This window comes from Acinetobacter sp. YH12144 (assembly GCF_013418345.1).
Lineage (GTDB): Bacteria > Pseudomonadota > Gammaproteobacteria > Pseudomonadales > Moraxellaceae > Acinetobacter > Acinetobacter amyesii.
This window is the reverse complement of record NZ_VPCD01000004.1, coordinates 175,714-194,259: the sequence shown is the minus strand read 5'-3', so window position 1 is coordinate 194,259 and position 18,546 is coordinate 175,714. Positions and strand designations below refer to the sequence as shown.

The 18,546-nt window shown below is 40.3% G+C and carries 15 protein-coding genes and 2 rRNA genes; 15 read left to right on the top strand and 2 right to left on the bottom strand.

What is annotated here, in order from left to right; genetic code table 11:
* The 9 genes from FTU79_RS04630 to hisC all read left to right on the top strand — a co-directional run.
* Positions 1–108: ribosomal RNA gene (locus tag FTU79_RS04630) — 23S ribosomal RNA — on the top strand; the annotation flags it as partial.
* Positions 109–285: 177 nt separating this feature from the next.
* A 5S ribosomal RNA gene (gene rrf, locus FTU79_RS04625) occupies positions 286–400 on the top strand.
* Between the two features lie 261 nt (positions 401–661).
* Positions 662–2,116 (top strand): RNA polymerase factor sigma-54, encoded by a 1,455-nt coding sequence (locus tag FTU79_RS04620; protein ID WP_180005468.1) that lies wholly within the window; start codon positions 662–664, stop codon positions 2,114–2,116.
* Positions 2,117–2,284: 168 nt separating this feature from the next.
* Positions 2,285–2,617, top strand: a complete 333-nt coding sequence (gene hpf, locus FTU79_RS04615) for a ribosome hibernation-promoting factor, HPF/YfiA family (RefSeq protein WP_078191195.1) — start codon at positions 2,285–2,287, stop codon at positions 2,615–2,617.
* Positions 2,618–2,752: 135 nt separating this feature from the next.
* Entirely contained in the window at positions 2,753–3,004 is a 252-nt protein-coding gene (gene ibaG / locus FTU79_RS04610; RefSeq protein ID WP_078191194.1) for a BolA family iron metabolism protein IbaG, read from the top strand.
* A gap of 6 nt (positions 3,005–3,010) precedes the next feature.
* The gene (gene murA / locus FTU79_RS04605) at positions 3,011–4,267 is read left to right on the top strand and encodes a UDP-N-acetylglucosamine 1-carboxyvinyltransferase (RefSeq protein ID WP_180049010.1); all 1,257 of its coding nucleotides are present in this window, start codon (positions 3,011–3,013) and stop codon (positions 4,265–4,267) included.
* On the top strand, positions 4,267–4,968 hold the full coding sequence (gene hisG, locus FTU79_RS04600; protein WP_180049009.1) for an ATP phosphoribosyltransferase: 702 nt from the start codon (positions 4,267–4,269) through the stop codon (positions 4,966–4,968). The genes murA and hisG overlap by 1 nt, the downstream gene beginning before the upstream one ends.
* Before the next feature lie 200 nt (positions 4,969–5,168).
* The gene (gene hisD / locus FTU79_RS04595) at positions 5,169–6,470 is read left to right on the top strand and encodes a histidinol dehydrogenase (RefSeq protein WP_180049008.1); all 1,302 of its coding nucleotides are present in this window, start codon (positions 5,169–5,171) and stop codon (positions 6,468–6,470) included.
* 181 nt (positions 6,471–6,651) lie between these two features.
* Positions 6,652–7,749, top strand: a complete 1,098-nt coding sequence (gene hisC, locus FTU79_RS04590; protein ID WP_180049007.1) for a histidinol-phosphate transaminase — start codon at positions 6,652–6,654, stop codon at positions 7,747–7,749.
* A gap of 119 nt (positions 7,750–7,868) precedes the next feature.
* Here hisC and pabB read toward each other — a convergent pair whose 3' ends face one another.
* Positions 7,869–9,209 (bottom strand): aminodeoxychorismate synthase component I, encoded by a 1,341-nt coding sequence (pabB, locus tag FTU79_RS04585; protein ID WP_180049006.1) that lies wholly within the window; start codon positions 9,207–9,209, stop codon positions 7,869–7,871.
* Positions 9,210–9,464: 255 nt separating this feature from the next.
* Here pabB and FTU79_RS04580 point away from each other — a divergent pair, with 255 nt between their 5' ends.
* The 6 genes from FTU79_RS04580 to FTU79_RS04555 all read left to right on the top strand — a co-directional run bounded on the left by FTU79_RS04580 (position 9,465) and on the right by FTU79_RS04555 (position 17,887).
* Positions 9,465–10,514 carry a DUF6160 family protein gene (locus FTU79_RS04580; RefSeq protein WP_180040848.1) on the top strand — a complete coding sequence of 350 codons (1,050 nt, stop codon included), beginning with the start codon at positions 9,465–9,467 and terminating at the stop codon, positions 10,512–10,514.
* A gap of 197 nt (positions 10,515–10,711) precedes the next feature.
* The gene (locus FTU79_RS04575) at positions 10,712–11,545 is read left to right on the top strand and encodes a C39 family peptidase (protein ID WP_180040850.1); all 834 of its coding nucleotides are present in this window, start codon (positions 10,712–10,714) and stop codon (positions 11,543–11,545) included.
* Positions 11,546–11,605: 60 nt separating this feature from the next.
* Positions 11,606–12,805 carry a hypothetical protein gene (locus FTU79_RS04570; RefSeq protein ID WP_180049005.1) on the top strand — a complete coding sequence of 400 codons (1,200 nt, stop codon included), beginning with the start codon at positions 11,606–11,608 and terminating at the stop codon, positions 12,803–12,805.
* A 12-nt stretch (positions 12,806–12,817) separates the two neighbouring features.
* Positions 12,818–14,482: an OmpP1/FadL family transporter gene (locus tag FTU79_RS04565; protein WP_168378502.1), complete on the top strand. Its 1,665-nt coding sequence runs from the start codon at positions 12,818–12,820 to the stop codon at positions 14,480–14,482.
* A 14-nt stretch (positions 14,483–14,496) separates the two neighbouring features.
* Positions 14,497–15,849: a putative pilus assembly protein FilE gene (gene filE / locus FTU79_RS04560; RefSeq protein WP_180049004.1), complete on the top strand. Its 1,353-nt coding sequence runs from the start codon at positions 14,497–14,499 to the stop codon at positions 15,847–15,849.
* 22 nt (positions 15,850–15,871) lie between these two features.
* The gene (locus FTU79_RS04555; protein WP_180049003.1) at positions 15,872–17,887 is read left to right on the top strand and encodes a hypothetical protein; all 2,016 of its coding nucleotides are present in this window, start codon (positions 15,872–15,874) and stop codon (positions 17,885–17,887) included.
* Positions 17,888–17,954: 67 nt separating this feature from the next.
* Here FTU79_RS04555 and FTU79_RS04550 read toward each other — a convergent pair whose 3' ends face one another.
* On the bottom strand, positions 17,955–18,503 hold the full coding sequence (locus FTU79_RS04550) for an NUDIX hydrolase (protein ID WP_078192366.1): 549 nt from the start codon (positions 18,501–18,503) through the stop codon (positions 17,955–17,957).
* Between the last annotated feature and the right edge of the window lie 43 nt (positions 18,504–18,546).

The window sequence follows — 18,546 nt, the reverse complement described above, 5'->3', positions numbered from 1 at the left end:
TTATGTCCACTAAAGAGCCGTTGAAGACTACGACGTTGATAGGTTGGATGTGGAAGTGCGGTGACGCATGAAGCTGACCAATACTAATTGCTCGTGAGGCTTGACTATACAACACCCAAACAGTTGTTGTATCAAGCATCAATTGATTCGATATTAAGCAAAATAACTTGATTTAGTTAACGCTTAAGAACAAAATATGCAACTTAGATATGATCTGTTAATAACTCATTTGACCAAGCAACGGCACTGAAAAGATAAGACCAAATGCAAAGTCATAACAGTTGTGCTGGCGACAATAGCAAGAGTGAACCACCTGATCCCTTCCCGAACTCAGAAGTGAAACCTCTTAGCGCTGATGGTAGTGTGGGGTTACCCATGTGAGAGTAAGTCATCGCCAGCTCATTATTCGAAACACCCCCAACTTAATCGTTGGGGGTGTTTTTTTATGTGTGGTGAAAAGGAAAATAGAGTGAAATTAATAATATATCTAATTAAATAATTCATTTATAAGGCGAATTGTTCCTAATAAAAGAATAAATTAGCTGAATAATGTGTCTAAAAAAGACAAAAAATCGGGCGTTCTGTTCAAAATTATGCTATAAAAAATAAAACGGCATAAAAATTGCTTATAAAGTGCGGTTAATTATAGGGGGAGTTATTAATGAAATTAGCGATGGGGTTAAAGGTTGCCAATTCCTTATCATTAACACCTCAATTACAACAAGCCATTCGTTTATTACAGCTTTCAAGTTTGGAATTGGAACAAGAAATTCAAATCCAACTCGACAGTAATCCTCTATTAGAGAAAGTTGAAGAACAAAATACCGTTGAAAGTTTAAATAGCTTACAAGAACAAGAAAGGGAAAATAAAGACTTAACCAATGAATTAAATGCCGATCATTTGCCTGATGAGTTACCGGTAGATACGGAGTGGGATGATGTTTATACGCATCAACCTACAAGTTTAGGTGCTGCTGAATTTGAAGAGCGCGAAGATAATCGGCAGGGGCATCAAAGTTTACAAGCACATATGCTTGAGCAAGTTAATCTTTTACACTTTTCTGTGATCGATAAACTAATTGCACACTGTATTATCGATGCTTTAGATAACAAAGGTTTTTTAGATTGTGACTTAAATGAAATTACCCAATCTGTTCAGCATCTTTTAGATTCTATGGATTATGAAGAAGAAGTCGAAGATGACGAAGTTTTGGTGGTTTTAAAGCATATTCAGCGTCTAGATCCTTTAGGTGTAGGTTCACGTAATCTCGCTGAATGTTTAATGGTACAAGTTGAAAATCTTCCTGAACATGTCGAATATCGATATGAAGCTATTTTATTATTGAAAAATTATGAGTTGCTGATTACCAATGAATTACCTAAGTTAATTAAGCAAACGGGTTTAAATACGGAACAACTTAAACTAGCCATTTGTTTGTTAAAAACATTAAAAGCACATCCAGGGCAAGAGTTTGAAGATAAAGATTCAGACTATCAAATTCCAGATGTAGTGGTGCTAAAAAAGAATGAACATTGGTTGGTACAGTTAAATCCTGATGTAATGCCAAAGCTACGAGTGAATTCTTTCTATGCCAATATGATCAAGCGTGCAGATCAAAGTGACGATAATCAATATTTACGTAATCAAATGCTTGAAGCTAAGAATTTCATTAAAAGCATTGATGAACGACATAAAACTTTATTAAAAGTGGCAACCTGTATTGTGGAGCATCAACGAGCGTTCTTTGAACAAGGGCCTGAGGCAATGAAGCCTTTGGTCCTGCGAGATATTGCGGAAGAAGTTGAACTCCATGAATCCACAGTTTCCCGTGTAACCACAAATAAATATATGCTCACACCACGTGGATTATTTGAGTTGAAATATTTCTTCTCAAGTCATGTTGGAACATCGTCTGGTGGGGAAGCGTCTTCGACGGCAATTCGTGCAAAAATTAAAAAGTTGATTGCAGAAGAAAATACACGTAAGCCTTTGTCTGATAATGCAATTGCAGTTTTGCTTAATGCAGAAGGTATTGATGTTGCTCGTCGTACAGTTGCGAAGTATCGTGAATCGTTACATATTCCATCATCTTCAGAGCGAAAAGTGTTGATCTAAATTTGAAAATCTGACTATTCTAGAGGTTCATTATGACGAAATAATGAATCTCTTTTTTTATAAGGAATGGCCGAAATGATCTGATTGTGTAAATGTATGCTTCGCATATTGAGTTGGATGATTCGGCTTGAACTTTTCCAGTCCTGAAAGAAGGTGAGGGATAGAATTATGCAGATTACAATTCGTGGCCATCATTTAACAATTACGCCAGCAATAGAAGAAAATATTCGTCTTAAATTTGCGGAAATGACCAAACATTTAGATCAGGTCAATAGTATGCAAGTCAAACTGACTAAAGATCATCAGGTTGATAAACGTTCAAAAAAAGGTAGTGATAATCATATTGCGGAAGCGATTATACGATTACCTGGGACAGAACTTTTTGCACAAGCGTGCGCTGATGATATGTATACCTCGATCAAAAAATTGTCTGAAAAATTAAAAAAACAATTACATAAACATCGAAAAATGCAGCTCATTTATATGCCTTTAACGGTTTAGATTGTAAATTGTACAAAAAGAGGTTTTTTATAACCTCTTTTTTTATATATATAATGTATGTGACTAATGAATTATTTTTTAGATTTATAGTAAAATGACGGGTTTTACACCGTTAGTCCTATATGGGGTCTTGTGATGAATAGTGAACAGCTCACTGAAATTTTAAAAGCTGCTTTTCCAGAAGCTGAGGTTGCAGTTAGTGGGCAAGGCGGCAAATTTGATCTACGCATTGTCGATGATCAATTTGAAGGCAAACGTCCTGTTGCTCGTCAACAATCTGTTTATGCACCTTTGAACTCCTACATTGCTAGCGGTGAAGTACATGCAGTAACAATTCGTGCAATGACCAAAGAAGAATGGCGCAAAGCAAGCTTATTCGGAGCTTAATAATTAATGGATAAATTTCTGATTCAGGGCGGTACTAAGCTCGAAGGTGAAGTTCGTATTTCTGGTGCGAAAAATGCTGCATTGCCATTACTCGCTGCAACTATCCTTGCGGATACACCTATTACATTAACTAATGTGCCAAATCTAAAAGATGTGAACACCTTAGTGAAATTGATCGCAGGTTTAGGTGTTCAAATCAGTTATGAAGGTGATACGGTTAAGGCTGATACTTCTAGCTTAGATAACCAATTTGCACCATATGAACTCGTGAAAACCATGCGTGCATCTATTTTGGTGCTTGGCCCGTTATTGGCGCGCTATGGTAGTGCAAAAGTGTCTTTGCCGGGTGGATGTGCAATTGGTTCACGCCCTGTAGATCAACATTTAAAAGCTTTAGAAGCACTTGGTGCTGAGATCGAAGTTGACGCAGGTTATGTGCATGCCAAAGTGGATGGTCGTCTAAAAGGTGGCGAAGTTGTCTTTGATATGGTCACAGTTGGTGGTACTGAAAATATTCTAACTGCTGCGGTTCTTGCAGACGGTGTAACGACCATTCGTAACGCGGCTCGTGAACCTGAAATTACCGATCTTGCTAATATGTTGATCAAGATGGGTGCAAAAATCGAAGGTTTGGACACAGATACTTTGGTTGTTACAGGTGTTGAAAGCCTACATGGCTGTGAATATGTCGTTGTTGCTGATCGTATTGAGACAGGTTCTTATCTCGCTGCAGCAGCGATCACTGGCGGTAAAATCAAAACCACACATACTGATCCAAACTTGTTGGAGTCTGTGCTAGATAAATTTGAAGAAATGGGCGCGGAAGTTACGCGCGGTGAAGATTGGATTGAACTGGATATGATGGGTAAACGCCCGAAAGCAGTTAGTTTCCAGACTTTACCACACCCAGAATTTCCAACCGATATGCAAGCACAGCTTATGGCTGTGAATGCAATTGGTCGTGGTTTTGCCACAATTTCTGAAACGATTTTCGAAAACCGTTTCATGCATGTACCTGAATTAGCACGTATGGGTGCCAATATTCAGGTTGAAGGTAATGATGCTGTTGTTACAGGTGTAGAGAAATTATCTGCTGCACCCGTGATGGCAACTGATTTACGAGCTTCTTTCTCATTGGTTTTAGCAGCACTTGCCGCTGATGGGGAAACGTTGATTGACCGTATCTATCATATTGACCGTGGTTATGAAGATGTTGAAGCGAAGTTACAAGGTTTAGGTGCCCAAATTAAGCGAGTAAGTTAATGAGCGATATGAGAAACGATGATCCCAATTTTGACGTAATGGGCAATTTTGATCATGGTTTAACTTTAGCATTAAGTAAGGGACGTATCTTAAAAGAAACTTTGCCATTGTTGGAAACAGCTGGCATTAACTTATTGGAAGATCCGGATAAATCTCGTAAGTTAATTTTTCCAACGACCCATAAGCACGTACGTATTTTAATTTTACGTGCTTCTGATGTACCAACTTATGTTGAAAATGGTGCTGCAGATATTGGGGTGGCAGGTAAAGATGTGCTGATGGAACATGGTGCACAAAATGTGTATGAACCATTGGACTTAAAAATTGCCAACTGTAAGTTAATGACCGCAGGTAAAGTTGGCATGGTTCGTCCGAACGGTCGTTTAAAGATTGCAACCAAGTATGTCAATTTGACCCGTCAATATTATGCAAGCTTGGGCGAGCAAGTGGATGTGATCAAACTTTATGGTTCTATGGAACTTGCACCATTGGTTGGTTTAGGCGATTACATTGTCGATGTTGTGGATACCGGGAATACTTTACGTGCCAATGGTTTAGAGCCTTTGGAAGAAATCTGTAAAGTGTCTTCACGTTTAATCGTGAACAAAGCAAGCTTTAAACGTAAACAAACTTTGTTGAATCCGATTCTTGCACAGCTAGAAAAAGCCGTGGAAGAACGCGAGCAAGTAAAGAAAGCATAATTTGTTGAGTTGCTAACTATGCTGATCAAACCGCTCAAATTTGGGCGGTTTTTTATGAAAACTGAAAAATAATGATAAAACTGTATTTTCACCAATTTTAACGAAAGTTATTTTCAATAAAACTCCACATGAACACATGCGATAGATATCCACAAGCTGCGCTAAAACAGGTAAACTAATCTTTTCCAATAGATTACCTTGTGGGTAAATTGATGCGACGTTTATCGACTCAAGATCAAAACTTCAAGCAAGCTTTTGCTGACTTGTTGGCTTTTGAAACTGTGAATGATCCAGAACTTTTAAAAACCGTTGACCAAATCATTGCTGATGTTCGTCAGTATGGTGATGCTCATGTTCTTAAATTGACACAGCAGTTCGATCGACATCCAGCGCATCAATTCTCAGAATTAGAGCTGACGCAAGCACAACTGAAAGCAGCATTTGAGGGTTTAAGTTCAGAAGTGCGTGAAGCCTTAGAACTTGCTGCGAACCGTGTTCGTGAATTTCATCAAGCGCAAAAGCAAGACGGCTGGACTTATGTCGATGCTTTAGGCAATACGCTTGGTCAAAAAGTCACACCGCTGGACCGCGTGGGGATCTATGTTCCGGGCGGCTTGGCTTCTTATCCGTCTTCTGTATTGATGAATGCTGTGCCTGCGCATGTCGCTGGCGTGCCTGAAATTATTATGGTGGTGCCTGCGCCGAATGGTGATTTAAATCCATTGGTTTTGGCAGCAGCTTACTTAGCCGGCGTACACCGTGTATTTACCATTGGCGGCGCGCAAGCGGTTGCAGCATTGGCTTATGGTACACAAACCATCCCATCTGTGGACAAAATTACTGGCCCGGGCAACCGTTTTGTTGCTGCAGCAAAACGTGCAGTATTTGGTCAAGTCGGTATTGATATGATTGCAGGGCCATCCGAAATTTTGGTCTATGCAGAAGGTCAAAACAATGCTGAATGGCTGGCTATGGATTTGTTGTCGCAAGCGGAACATGACACTGTGGCTCAAGCGGTGTTCATTACGCCAGATGCGGATCTTTTAGATCAAGTGGAACAATGGATTGAAAAGCATTTAGAAGCTTTGCCTAAAGCAGATATTGCGCGAACTTCAATCGAAAACCGCGGAGCATTGGTTTTAGTCAAAGACCGAGCGGAAGGCGCCGAATTGATTAACCAAGTTGCGCCTGAACATTTGATGCTGTGCTTAGATGAAGCGCAGGAAATGGCTGAAGATATCCGCCATGCCGGCGCAATCTTCATGGGGCGTTATACACCAGAAGCGATTGGTGATTATTGTGCAGGTCCAAACCACGTGTTGCCAACCTCCGGCACAGCGCGTTTCTCATCACCGCTCGGTGTATATGATTTCCAAAAGCGCTCAAGTTTAATTATGTGCTCTGAAGATGGTGTGAAAAGTTTAGCGAAAACGGCTGATACATTAGCGCAGCAGGAAAACTTAGATGCGCATGCGCGTTCAGCACGCTATCGTTATCAGTAAGAAAATATAGACTAGGTGAAAAACCTAGTTTTCCAAAACTATAAACCTCTCCCTAACCCTCTCCTGAAAGGAGAGGGGAAATCTCATAAAATGAATATTCCTCTCCCTGAACGAGCTTTAAGGATTCCTTTAAAGCGAAGTGCAAGAGAGGTTAGGAGAGGGTGAAAAAGAGCAAAATAAAATGCCAAATATTACCGCTGAACAAATGCGTTTTTGGAGCCCTGATGTACGTGAATTAGAACCGTACACACCGGGTGAACAGCCTAAAATCCAAAATATTTTAAAACTCAATACCAATGAAAACCCGTATCCGCCATCGCCAAAAGTGGTGGAAGCAGTACAAAAAGTACTGGAAAATTCTGCTGATGTTTTACGTTTATATCCAGATCCAGATGCGTCAGAGTTAAAGCAAGCGATTGCAAAACAACAGCAAGTACCTGTTGAGCAGGTTTTTGTCGGCAATGGCTCTGATGAGGTACTTGCGCACATTTTTAAAGCCTTTTTTGTGCAAGAGCTGCCGGTTCTGTATCCTGACATTACCTACAGTTTTTATCCGGTATATAGCCAATTTTTTAGTATAGCTGCCAATACTAAAATTTTGCCGCTGAACGATGACTTTGAAATTGTGGTGGATGACTATAAACAGCCGAATGGCGGCATCATCATAACCAATCCGAATGCGCCTACCAGTATTGCTTTAGGTTTGTCTGCAATTGAGGAAGTGCTGCAAGCCAATCCGAATTCAGTGGTTGTGATTGATGAAGCGTATGTCGATTTCGGTGCGGAATCTGCTGTGGCTTTGGTTGCGAAATATGAAAACCTTGTGGTTTGTCAAACGACGTCTAAGTCGCGTTCACTTGCCGGTTTGCGCGTTGGTTTCGCGATTGCGCAGCCGCATTTAATCGCAGCGCTTGAAGCGGTAAAAAACAGCTTTAACTCTTATCCGATGGATCGTTTTGCGATTGCAGCAGCCGTGGCGTCATTTGAGGATCAAGCGTATTTTGAAGCGCAAAATGCCAAGGTGATTGCGAGCCGTGAAAAGCTTGTAGAGCAGCTGTCTGAGCTGGGCTTTAAAGTATTGCCATCTGCGGCAAACTTTATTTTTGCCTCACTGCCATCTAAAGATGCAGGTGAGTTGGCTGCTGAATTACGCGAACGCGGGATTATTGTGCGTTACTTCAATAAGCCGCGGATTAATCAGTTCCTGCGGATCACCATTGGCACCGATGAACAAAATCAGCGCCTTGTGGATACGCTTAAAAACGATATTTTGGCTTGATTGCTGCAAGCTACTATAAATTTAAATCTACCCTAATCTTCCTTTCGAAAAGGTGAGAAGCACTGCTTCGCAAGGGGAGGGTTATAAAAAAGCGATTCAATTGAATCGCTTTTTTTTGTTTAATCTGGCTTATACCAGGTATTTAACAAATCCAGCATGGCTTCGACTTTATCAAAGCATTCTTGATATTCAGCATCGCAATCTGATGCGATGGTGATTCCGCCGCCCGCCCACAGCGAAACCTGATCTTGGTATTTTTGAATAGAGCGGATTAAAATATTCCAAGAGCCTGTACCATCGTGATTAAAATAACCCATCGAGCCGCAATAGGCGCCGCGCGGGGAGCCTTCAAGTTCATCAATAATTTGCATCGCGCGAATTTTAGGCGCGCCGGTAATCGAACCGCCTGGCAGGGCAGACATCAGAACATCAAAAGGGTGTACATCTGTTTTCAGCACGGCCTCAACTTCACTGACCATGTGATGCACTTGATTAAAACTTTCAATATCAAAAAGTTTAGGTGTTTTTACAGAACCTATTTCTGCATAAACACTCAAATCATTACGCAGTAAGTCGACAATCATGACATTCTCAGCCATGTCTTTTTCAGATGATTTTAACCGTTGTTTTGACTGCGCATCTAACACTGGATCTTCATAGCGAGGCATCGTGCCCTTGATTGGCTTAGTAATAATCTTGCGTTCAGGTTTAAAATCTATAAAAAGTTCAGGCGAACAACTTAAAATTTCAAAATCATCAATACGTAAGTAGCCTGAATATGGTGCATCAGTCAGTGACCAAAATTCTTGAGCAGTATCTAAGAGTGAACCTTTAGCTTGAGCTGTAAATTCTTGGGTTAAATTAATTTGATAGCAATCGCCCGCTTTAATATATTCCTGAACTTGATCAAAGGCTTTTGTGTAGTCTGACTTGGACCATCTTGCAGTACATTTTTGTCTTAATTTAAATTGATTCTGAGCGATCTTGGTTTGAATTAGGTGATCAATGTAGTCGTAAATCTTAGCTGCAGAATGATCAGAACTATAAAAATACCAACCATCATTTTCTAGTCTTAAGTAACTAGAAAATTGCCCCAAAAACAAGCGAGGTTGCGCTTTGGCATGGAGGGAAATCTGTTGCTGCGCTGCATAATCATAACTAATAAAACCAGACCAGCCCCCAGAAAACCCACTGCCTAATTTTGAACATAAATCTTGGAAGGCGATATCTGGCAAGGGTTGAGTATCACATTCCTCATATTGATCTAAATTGGTACGGACATAAGTTTTAAGTTCATCATTCTTAAATTGCTGATATTGATTTGCCAAAAAGCAAATAACAGGTTGGTTTTGATCTTCTAAAAAAATCACATGTGACAAGGGTGCAAGCGCTTGCAAAATATTTTGAGCACTAACATTTTGTTTGAGAATAAATTTTTTAAAAGAAATCGGTTTTTGCATCAACAGAGAAATTAAATTTAAAGACTAAAATGGATTTTATACCATTCCTAATTCATTTGGCTTGCAAATACCGTTTATCGGTAAGAATTAGATTGCGACCAACGACAGTTGAACAAATTTCAGCTTGGATATAATTTAATCGAGCGAGCAAACAACTCAAGGAAAGATTTAACAGTTGTCACAAAATAATATTACAGCTGAATAAATCGAGTGGTTGAAAATCAAAAAAAATAAATACTCTTGGGAGAGTACCGTATGAAAAATTTCACTAAATTAGCTCTAGTTTCTTCAATCGCATTTAGTGCGAATGCTATGGCTATGCAAGCAATGGACGATGCTGCACTTAGTTCAACCACTGGTCAAGATGGTATTAACATCGGGATTGGTATTTCAAAAGTTGCAATCGAGAAACTTTACATTCACGATAATGACGGTTTAGCAACTGATGCAAAAAACGTTGTGACAGGTACAAAAGTTACTTTTGATACAACTACAACTCCTCCTACGCCAACAGGTTTTGCTGCAAATGCAGAAGTTTCTTCAACAAATATTGTTGGTGGTACAGGTGTAGCAGGTGCTCTTTTAATTAAGGGGAACGGGATAGCCGGTGATGCTAATGAAAAGCATGGTCTTGTAATTACTGCGAATTCACAAGCTTTGTTAGCAAGTCATAATTTGGCTGATTTACGTATTGACTCAGATGCTGGTAATTCTGCAAAAGGTGGAGCGTTTGTTAATATTGCAGCACAAGTTTCGGGCTTAGATATTAAAATTGGTGAAATTGGTGTGACTGCATCAGGTACGGCTGGTACAACAGGTATTCGTCGTGGTGGTGATGATAGCAACTACAATGCAATTCTTTCTGGTTTAACTTTGAAAACAGGTCAGATGGCTGCAAATATTCAACTTGGTGCAGCTCCACAGGGTGCAATGATCAAATTGAATACAACTATGATTGGTGGTTTAGAGATTCAAAATCTAGGTATTCTGGATGCATCAACTAAAACGGCTACACGTGAAGCAGGTGAAATCTTTATTGAAAGCATAAAAGTTGCTGATGCGGGTAAAACAGACTTAACCATTAACCAAGATATTAGTGTTTATGGTGCAGAAGGAGCATCAAAAGGATATATTCAAATGGTGAGCAACTCTGGTCCAATTGATAACTATGTGAAAGGTGTTCATTTAGGTAGTCGTACTGCTGGTTCAATTGGTGATATCGAAGTTCAAGGCTTGCAAACATATTATAGCCCTAGTTTAGGTGTTTATAATCCAGGTTCTGTGATTACGATTTCTAGTAAGTAATTTAGAATAAAATAAGGCGCGTGTTGATCACGCGCTTTTTTTTACAAAAAAAGTGCGGAATGACCCAACAAAGCATAAAAAAATGCTGTTTTTTTATAAAAAAAAAGGTATCTTGCATAATACATGGATGTAGAGCATTAGCTCTAAAAAATAATGAAAAAAGGCACATCATTGCCGATAACTAAAAGTTAGAAGATATGTTAGAGATAGCTGTAGGCTCGGCATTGATGTATTACTTTGCCAAAGAGTCCTTCGATTTAAAAGAAAAGCCAGTCGGAACAGTTCACTATACCGAAACATTGGATTCACGAAATGATTCCTTTACTCGGATGCACCGTGAATCTGTAAAAATTAAACCTGCCATAGAAGATCAATTTCGAGGCATCGTTCGGCAAGCCTACGACTACAGTTGTGGTTCGGCGGCCTTAACGACTTTATTAAATGGTTATGTAGGTACACAGCTGACTGAGCAACAGACCATGAATGGTTTGCTGAAATTTGGTGAAACTGAAAAAATTATCGAACGTCGAAGTTTCTCCTTATTAGACATGAAACGTTTTGTCGCTGCTGTCGGGCTAGAAAGTGGGGGCTACAAAGGGGAGTTTTCAGATCTAGTTAAGCAAGGTCAGCCTGCGATTGTTCCCATTTCATATGCTGGTTTTAAACATTTTGTGGTTTTTAAAGCCTATAAAGATGGGCGTGTTTATGTTGCAGATCCAGCACTGGGCAATATCAGTTTCGATGAAGTTCGATTCCAAGAAATATGGGAAAACAACACATTATTCTTAATCAATGTTGCGCCTGAGCAACGTAAAAATTTATTGGCTTTGCAAGATTCAGACTTGCGACATGTTGAAGATGCAACCGTGAACCGTTATGCATTGGTTGATATTCAATATCCGCAGTTTTACATGGAAAAAATTGCAGACAAGGCATCTACGATACGACTTGATAAAAATATGAATGAAGAGTCGGAGTCATATGGTAAATCGAATTACAACTTTCTAAGGCTTTACTATAAGAGTAAATAATTAGATGAATGCGTATAACTAAGCGTCAGGATTAAAAAAATAAAAACGGTGGGAAGGAACATGAATCGTAAATGGATGAACAAAACAATACTAGCCATGAGTATTCAGGTGGTGATGGGGGTTGCCTATGCAGCTGAAGAGCCAAGCCTTGGAGAATATGATCCGGTTGAACAAGAGACAGTCGTAGAAGAGTCTGTATCTCCTGCTGCTGTAACCCAAGCTGATACTGCACAAGAAGCTGCTGCCGAGCCAGAAATTGGACAGTATGAATCTGTTGAAGAGCCAGTACAAGCTGAGGCACCACAAGTAGAAAGTGCTACTGCCACTGAAAAGGCATCGACAGCACTTCAACAGCAAGAGGGTGATGCGAGTCAAGAAGCGAATTTACAGGAAGTATTTAGCTCGAATGATCGTCAGTATTCATTGATTAAAAAAGGTGAAATATCATCTTTTTACGATATCGATTATACCTATTATCGTGATACTCAACTTGATATGGAAATGGCACAAGGCCAACTTTATCAACTCCGTGTACAAGAGAATGCAACACACTCAATGACCAATACATTTACCGTGCAATACGGTGTAATGGACAATTTGACATTCTCGGCGTCTGTGCCTTTAGTGGCAAAAACTGATTTATTAAAAGATACTTCAACTGCTGGATTAGGGGATATTTCTTTAGGTGCACGTTGGGAACCCTTCCCATTGAAGCAAGGTCGTTTACCACTGATTTTATTTGGTAATTTGTCTACGAAAACTGGTGATAGTCCATACGAAATTAATGCTGTAAATGATCTAGCAACAGGTAAAGGTTACTATTCTGCAGGTATCGGTGCCAGCACACGTAAATATATTGATCCCGTTGTGTTGTTTGCATCCGTCTCGGCAAACTATGGTTTCAAAGAAACTGACTTAAACCAACGTCGTGGTTCGCGAGTCATTGAAGAGTTTGAACCGGGGATTAGTGGCGGTTTTGCATTCGGTTTTGCATACTCGTTTAACTACGATGTTTCCCTTACCATGTCATATCAACAAAGTTTCAATACCGGCGCAGAATTTACGTATAGCAGTGGCGAATCCTATTCACCTGCAGACCAAACCAGTTCAACTCTAGCGATTTCTTTAGGTGTACGTGTATCTCCAGAGACCATTGTGAATGGTACGGTGGGGTTAGGTTTAACTGAAGATGCACCAGATGTGTCATTAGGGTTGTCTTTCCCGTTGGATATTCTAGGTTTTGGAAAAAAACTTCGTTAAGAGGGCTGTCGTATGCGTAAAATTCGACTCAGCCCACTTGTTAGTGCGATCGTTTTAACGGGCTGTTCTAGTGCTGCTTTTGCACAATTGGGTACCAACCTTTCAGTTGATGTACGGTCACTTGCATTAGGTAATGCAGTAACTGCGGATCCTCCAGGAATTAGTGCAGTACATTTTAACCCTGCAGCATTAACTAAGATTGAAGGTTTGCAAACAGATATGCAGGGCATCATTGCAAACTTTGATATTCAACGTGAATTTACCGTTCCTGCGGGTTATAACGTTTTTGGTTATTCAGATGATCCATTAGTCTGTAATGATGGTCCTGAAGTGACGGCTGATATTTGTACGGACTTTAAAGATAAGGTTTCTGGTGATGTTGAATATGCATCCTTATATGTACCTGTCTTAAAAAAGATGGTGGATTTTGGTGCTGGACAACCCATTGCCGCGCCAACGATGGGGATTGCCTACAATCCACCGGGTTCTAAAGCAACATTCGCATCAGCTGTTTATGCACCTTTGATTGCGGGTTTTGGTGCTGAAAATGGTAACCCAGGTAATTTCATGGGGCAACAAGTTGCTCTAGAGCGTATTACTTATCTATCGCCAACAGTAGGCTATCAAGTCAGTGATGAGCTATCGATTGGTGGTGGTGTGGGGATGTCCTATCAAGCCATTGGATTGAAATCTGACCTGCGATTTCCCAATGAATTGATCGGCATGTTAAGGATGATTGATGAAGTCGTCTGTACACCATTTAAGGAAAATTCGGACATTATTACCGACATCTTGCTATTGGGGATGTGTAATACCGAAGAAGGGATGAATCCATTTGGCAAATTTGGTCAGATGGAATTGGCTTTAGAGCAGTCACTGAGCCCAAGTTACAACTTAGGGGTTTTGTGGGAGCCACGCGAAGATTTTAGTTTTGGTATGGTGTACCAAAGTGCAGCGAAAATGCGCATGAAAGGTCGTTATCGCATACAAAATGCGAAAGCACCTCAGGAGATGATTAAGGGATTAATGTCATCACCAACAGGTCAAATTTTAGCTGCAATTTTAGGTTTCCCAAATGCTGTGCCAAACTCGGAGTCGGGTTTGGTTTCGATGGATTTTGAATATCCACAGCATGTACAGGCGGGGATCAAATATAAGGTTATGCCTGATTTACAAATCAATTTTGATGTGGGCTGGACCGATTATCGTGCTTGGGACAAATTCCGTTTTGAATTCGACCGTCAAATTTCAGCGCTGAAAATTGCAAAATTATTATCTGAAAATGTGACCGATAATTCTTTGGCCTTACCTTTGAAATTTACGTCGCCTTGGAACTGGGGCATCGGTATTGAATATTCAGCAACAGATCGTTTGAAATTGCGTGCAGGCTATGAACCACGGAGTACCTCTATTCCTGACGGTAAGCGAAATACCATGGTACCAATTAATGGTGCGCAACTCTTTGGTATGGGGATTGGATATCGTTTTGATGCAGATACGGATCTAGATTTATCAATCGGCTTTTTACGCAGTAAAGATAATATTCCAGCGAATGGTAGTAGTCTGGCAAACTTAACCGGTGTGAATAACATACTTTTAAACCCATATGCTGGAATGAATGTAAAAACCGATACGAAAATCACCATCCTAGGATTAAATTACAGAACTCGTTGGTAGGATAAGCAAACAGAATGAAAAGGATTTTATTCATAAACGCGTTACTTGTACTGTCTGTGGTGCAAGTGTCGTATGCCTATGCCGGGGCGTTTCATACCATTATTGGGCCGGATGGGCGCCCAATGGTGGTACAAATACAAGAAAAAGCTGTAAAGAAACCCAAAGAAAGTTCTATAGCTAAAATGATTGATTCACCATCTGTACAGCAACACGTTACTCAACCATCTGTAAGCATTAGTCCGTCTCAAACCAAGACACCGATGACGCGTCAAACGAGTCCAACAGCACAGGCTGCTGAACCGGTGAAGTTTCAGAGTTTAAGTACACGTGAGCCGGAAAAACGGGATGATAATAAAGCTGTCACAGTCGATAAAATTAAAGAGGTCTCAGGTGATAACGTTCCCAAATCTGAAAAATCAGTACAAGAGTCAGGTACTTCAACAAAAGTTGTACCTTCAACCACATGGACCGAAAAGTTACAGCAATCAGAGCTAACCCAACCTAGTGCTCCGTATCAGGCCAAAGTTCAGGCTGAAAAAGATAAACCTATCGTCGAAAAAAAGATCCTTGCTGAGAAAGTTGTTAGCACTGATAAAGCCGTACAATCTTCAGGTGAAAACTTAGAAAATAATTCTTCAAAACAATCGACTCAGGTAAAACAAGAGCAAGGTTTTTCGACCATGGCCGGTGAAAAGTATGTCAATAATGAATATCTGGAAGATAAAGAGTTTAACTTAGAAGGCAAAAAGCGCTTTTACACCATGCCCGAAGGCGTTATTGACAGCAAGATGGGGCAAACGCGGATGCAAACGATTGAACGTGAAAAAGGTGTCAGTCGCTCCGTCATTGATAATTTATTTAAACGCAATCAACCCGAAGATACAGGCCCAATCACTTTAGCCACATCGTATTATCGGGTCTCACAAGCTGACACCATTCAAGGTTTAGGTCAGCAATGTTTTTCGAATAAAAAAATGAAGAAAGCCAAAGAGCTCGACTTAGCTCAAGATATTAATTTATGGCCTCGAGCACCGTTGTCGGACGAATTTGACTATGAAGTCGTAAAACTAAAATCACCATTACAAAATATTCGTATACATTCATTTGCATCCAAAGTACAAAGTCCTACATTTTATTGGCCATTTGCGGTATTTTTAGACAGAAATGGCTGTGTCATGGAAGGCGCAGGTGGATTTAAAAATAACCAAGGTGAAGCGGATCATCTTTACCATGAAAAAATAGAAGGCGTGATTCAAGTGCCTAAAGGTAGCCAGTATTTATTCTTAACGCCTTTAGCAACAGCAATAGACGTCGATGGCCGCGTATTAACCAATCAAGGCCAACTTAAATTAACAGCAATCCGTTAAGGACATAAGAAAGAGAATTAGGATGAAAAATAAAATTTTATTACCGTTTGCTTTAACGGCATTGGTTGCAGCGCTCAGTGGCTGTGGCGGTGAAAGTGCAAATGTGAATCCTGAAATTTATGATACCAGTACGACTAATGGTACTTGTAAAAGTAATACCGAAGGCTGTGTCGAGTTTGTTTTAGATTATCCAATTGAAGGTCTGAACTTTAATTGTTCGAGCGACGTTAAAAATACCTATATTACCTTGTTTGATCTAAAAGAAGGTGTTTCGACAGGTGCTTGTAAGATTGGCGATACGGTAACTTTCTTTGTCCAAGGTGAAAAATCACGTCGAATTGATTTGGGTAAAGTAGATTTGAAGCAAATTTCAAATGTAGCCAGTGGCACGACACCCCCACGTTTGACCTTATTGGATTTGGCTGCCGGCATCGCGGGTAAACCTGCTGCAACGATTTCAAATAGCGACGCAACGGTTAAAGTGGCCATGCGTTTAGCCAAAATCATTCAAGCCTTGGCATTGAAAAATAATAGCGCAGTTACAGCTACAGACATCCAAGCGGTTTATATCAACAATGCAGATAAAGTTTTGATTGATCAAATCACTCGAAATGTCGCGACAGCAGATTTCAGTATCAGTTCAGATACGGAATTTAATGACCTATTTACACCTTGGCTAGACCTGTCCGAAGTCAGCAATGAAAATGCATTTACCTTAGTTTCAAAACTCATGAATATCTCAACGGCTGCGGTATATCAGCCTGAGTTTGCGTTATTTTCAACTGATGGCGTGATTACCAATGCCAGTGGTTCAAATGGACTGGTGGGCTGTGATAAAAATGAATGTTTGCCGACCGATAGTTCAAAAGTCAATTTATTTGGTCATTTCATGTTAATGACGGACCGCCAAGGTATGACCTTTGGTAGTGGTTTACAGTGGAAGGGCAAAGTTGATCAACAGTTGAGTACCATTGGTGGTGTGAATGTCTTGCTCTTGACACAGGTACGACCAACACGTTTAACAGCAACGCCGCAGGACAATTGGATTGATCCGCTTACAAAGCAAATTGATAAACCTGGCATACTGGGTTTCCGTTTTGATGCGGAAGAAGCCAATTCTGGCCCGCTGATTATTAAACAAGGGACGCTACTTGCCGACAAAATGGTGGTCGGTACAGGTGGAAGTTTATATAAAACTTTGATGGGTAAAAAAGACGATTATGTTCTGACGGCCGATGATAAGAAAAAATTAGGCCTATGGGAGCAAAACATTAACCAAGTGCAATTTAAAGGCACGATGGATTTATACAAGCTCTATCCGCTGTCGTATTTAGACAAAAAAGTCTTTAAGTCTGTTGAAAATGTTGCTGCTGGACAAAATTATATCTTCCCGTTATATGCAGATTTAACCTTTAAATTTACCGATACCTCGATCAAAACAGTGAAATTGGGTGTGGTGATTGACCGTAATGGTGATATTCGCACAAATATACAATCTGGCGTGCCAGATGATGTATTTACTCGTCAAGATAGTCAAATTGTCGATTTGTCTACACACGCGACGGAAGGCTGTAGTGGAAAAGATGTGCTCGATCCACTGTTAATGAAAGATGACAAAGGTGTACAGCAATACCGTATCGGAACGACAACCCGTACCTTTACGCCTGAAGGGAATATTAATCCCAATACCATTTCGATTCGTATGATTTTAGCTGATCCATATTTCCACACGCTTGATGGTGCGTTAATTGGAATGAACTCAAGTGTGAAAACTTCAGCGGACACCTCAATGGTTGTGGGCGGTGCTTTAGTGCAGTTACACAATATGATCAATGCCAATGCAGGCACACGTCCCTCTGGCGTTGCTTTGACGGATTCGGATAATAAAGTGGTGAAGTGGGGGAATAGTTTGGCCAGCTTTAGTTATATTTATAGCTTAAAAAATCCAAATGATACTGCTGCGGCTCAAACGGCGAAGTTAAGCGGTGGTGATATCTCTTTAGAGTTGGCCCCTTGTTACACCATCAAGGCAAAATAATCGTCAAATATGAGTAAAATAAAAAAGCCCATCAGTGATGGGCTTTTTTAATATTGAGAGCAGCAAATTAACCAGTGTGATCGAGTCGCGTACCAAGGGTTTCGAGATGCATTTCAAACTGACCTGTTTTGCGGTCAGCAAAATAATGCCGCAGCGTTCTTTCCACACTTGGAAAGGCTAAATCATCCCAAGGAATATCTTCTTCACTAAACAATCGTGATTCAATGGTTTCATCACCCGCACCAAACTCGCCATTGATTAGTTCAGATTTGAACAAGGCATAAATTTGCCCAATACGGGGAATGTTATACATGCAATACAGTTGCTCAATATTGACTTCTGCTTCAGCTTCTTCGCGAGTCTCACGCGCTGCACCTTGCTCCATCGTCTCATAGAGTTCCATATAGCCAGCAGGTAATGTCCACAGCCCATAACGTGGCTCAATCGCACGACGGCAAAGTAAAACTTGATTGTCCCAAACGGCTAAAGCACCACAAATGACTTTAGGATTCACATAATGAATAAACCCACATGCGGTACAAATACGGCGTATCTGATGATCTCCAAGCGGGATCGCTTCTTTTGTTTTTTGTCCGCAGTTTGAGCAAAAGTTCATATTCATCGTCATGGATTGTGTGAACCGTCAGAATAACTTAAAA

What these genes read in the sequence shown, in the direction of transcription:
- FTU79_RS04620 (WP_180005468.1), top strand. Translation starts at nt 662, where the DNA reads ATGAAATTAGCGATGGGGTTAAAGGTTGCCAATTCCTTATCATTAACA.
- hpf (WP_078191195.1), top strand. Translation starts at nt 2,285, where the DNA reads ATGCAGATTACAATTCGTGGCCATCATTTAACAATTACGCCAGCAATA.
- ibaG (WP_078191194.1), top strand. Translation starts at nt 2,753, where the DNA reads ATGAATAGTGAACAGCTCACTGAAATTTTAAAAGCTGCTTTTCCAGAA.
- murA (WP_180049010.1), top strand. Translation starts at nt 3,011, where the DNA reads ATGGATAAATTTCTGATTCAGGGCGGTACTAAGCTCGAAGGTGAAGTT.
- hisG (WP_180049009.1), top strand. Translation starts at nt 4,267, where the DNA reads ATGAGCGATATGAGAAACGATGATCCCAATTTTGACGTAATGGGCAAT.
- hisC (WP_180049007.1), top strand. Translation starts at nt 6,652, where the DNA reads ATGCCAAATATTACCGCTGAACAAATGCGTTTTTGGAGCCCTGATGTA.
- pabB (WP_180049006.1), bottom strand. Translation starts at nt 9,209, where the DNA reads ATGCAAAAACCGATTTCTTTTAAAAAATTTATTCTCAAACAAAATGTT.
- FTU79_RS04580 (WP_180040848.1), top strand. Translation starts at nt 9,465, where the DNA reads ATGAAAAATTTCACTAAATTAGCTCTAGTTTCTTCAATCGCATTTAGT.
- FTU79_RS04575 (WP_180040850.1), top strand. Translation starts at nt 10,712, where the DNA reads ATGTTAGAGATAGCTGTAGGCTCGGCATTGATGTATTACTTTGCCAAA.
- FTU79_RS04570 (WP_180049005.1), top strand. Translation starts at nt 11,606, where the DNA reads ATGAATCGTAAATGGATGAACAAAACAATACTAGCCATGAGTATTCAG.
- FTU79_RS04565 (WP_168378502.1), top strand. Translation starts at nt 12,818, where the DNA reads ATGCGTAAAATTCGACTCAGCCCACTTGTTAGTGCGATCGTTTTAACG.
- filE (WP_180049004.1), top strand. Translation starts at nt 14,497, where the DNA reads ATGAAAAGGATTTTATTCATAAACGCGTTACTTGTACTGTCTGTGGTG.
- FTU79_RS04555 (WP_180049003.1), top strand. Translation starts at nt 15,872, where the DNA reads ATGAAAAATAAAATTTTATTACCGTTTGCTTTAACGGCATTGGTTGCA.
- FTU79_RS04550 (WP_078192366.1), bottom strand. Translation starts at nt 18,503, where the DNA reads ATGAACTTTTGCTCAAACTGCGGACAAAAAACAAAAGAAGCGATCCCG.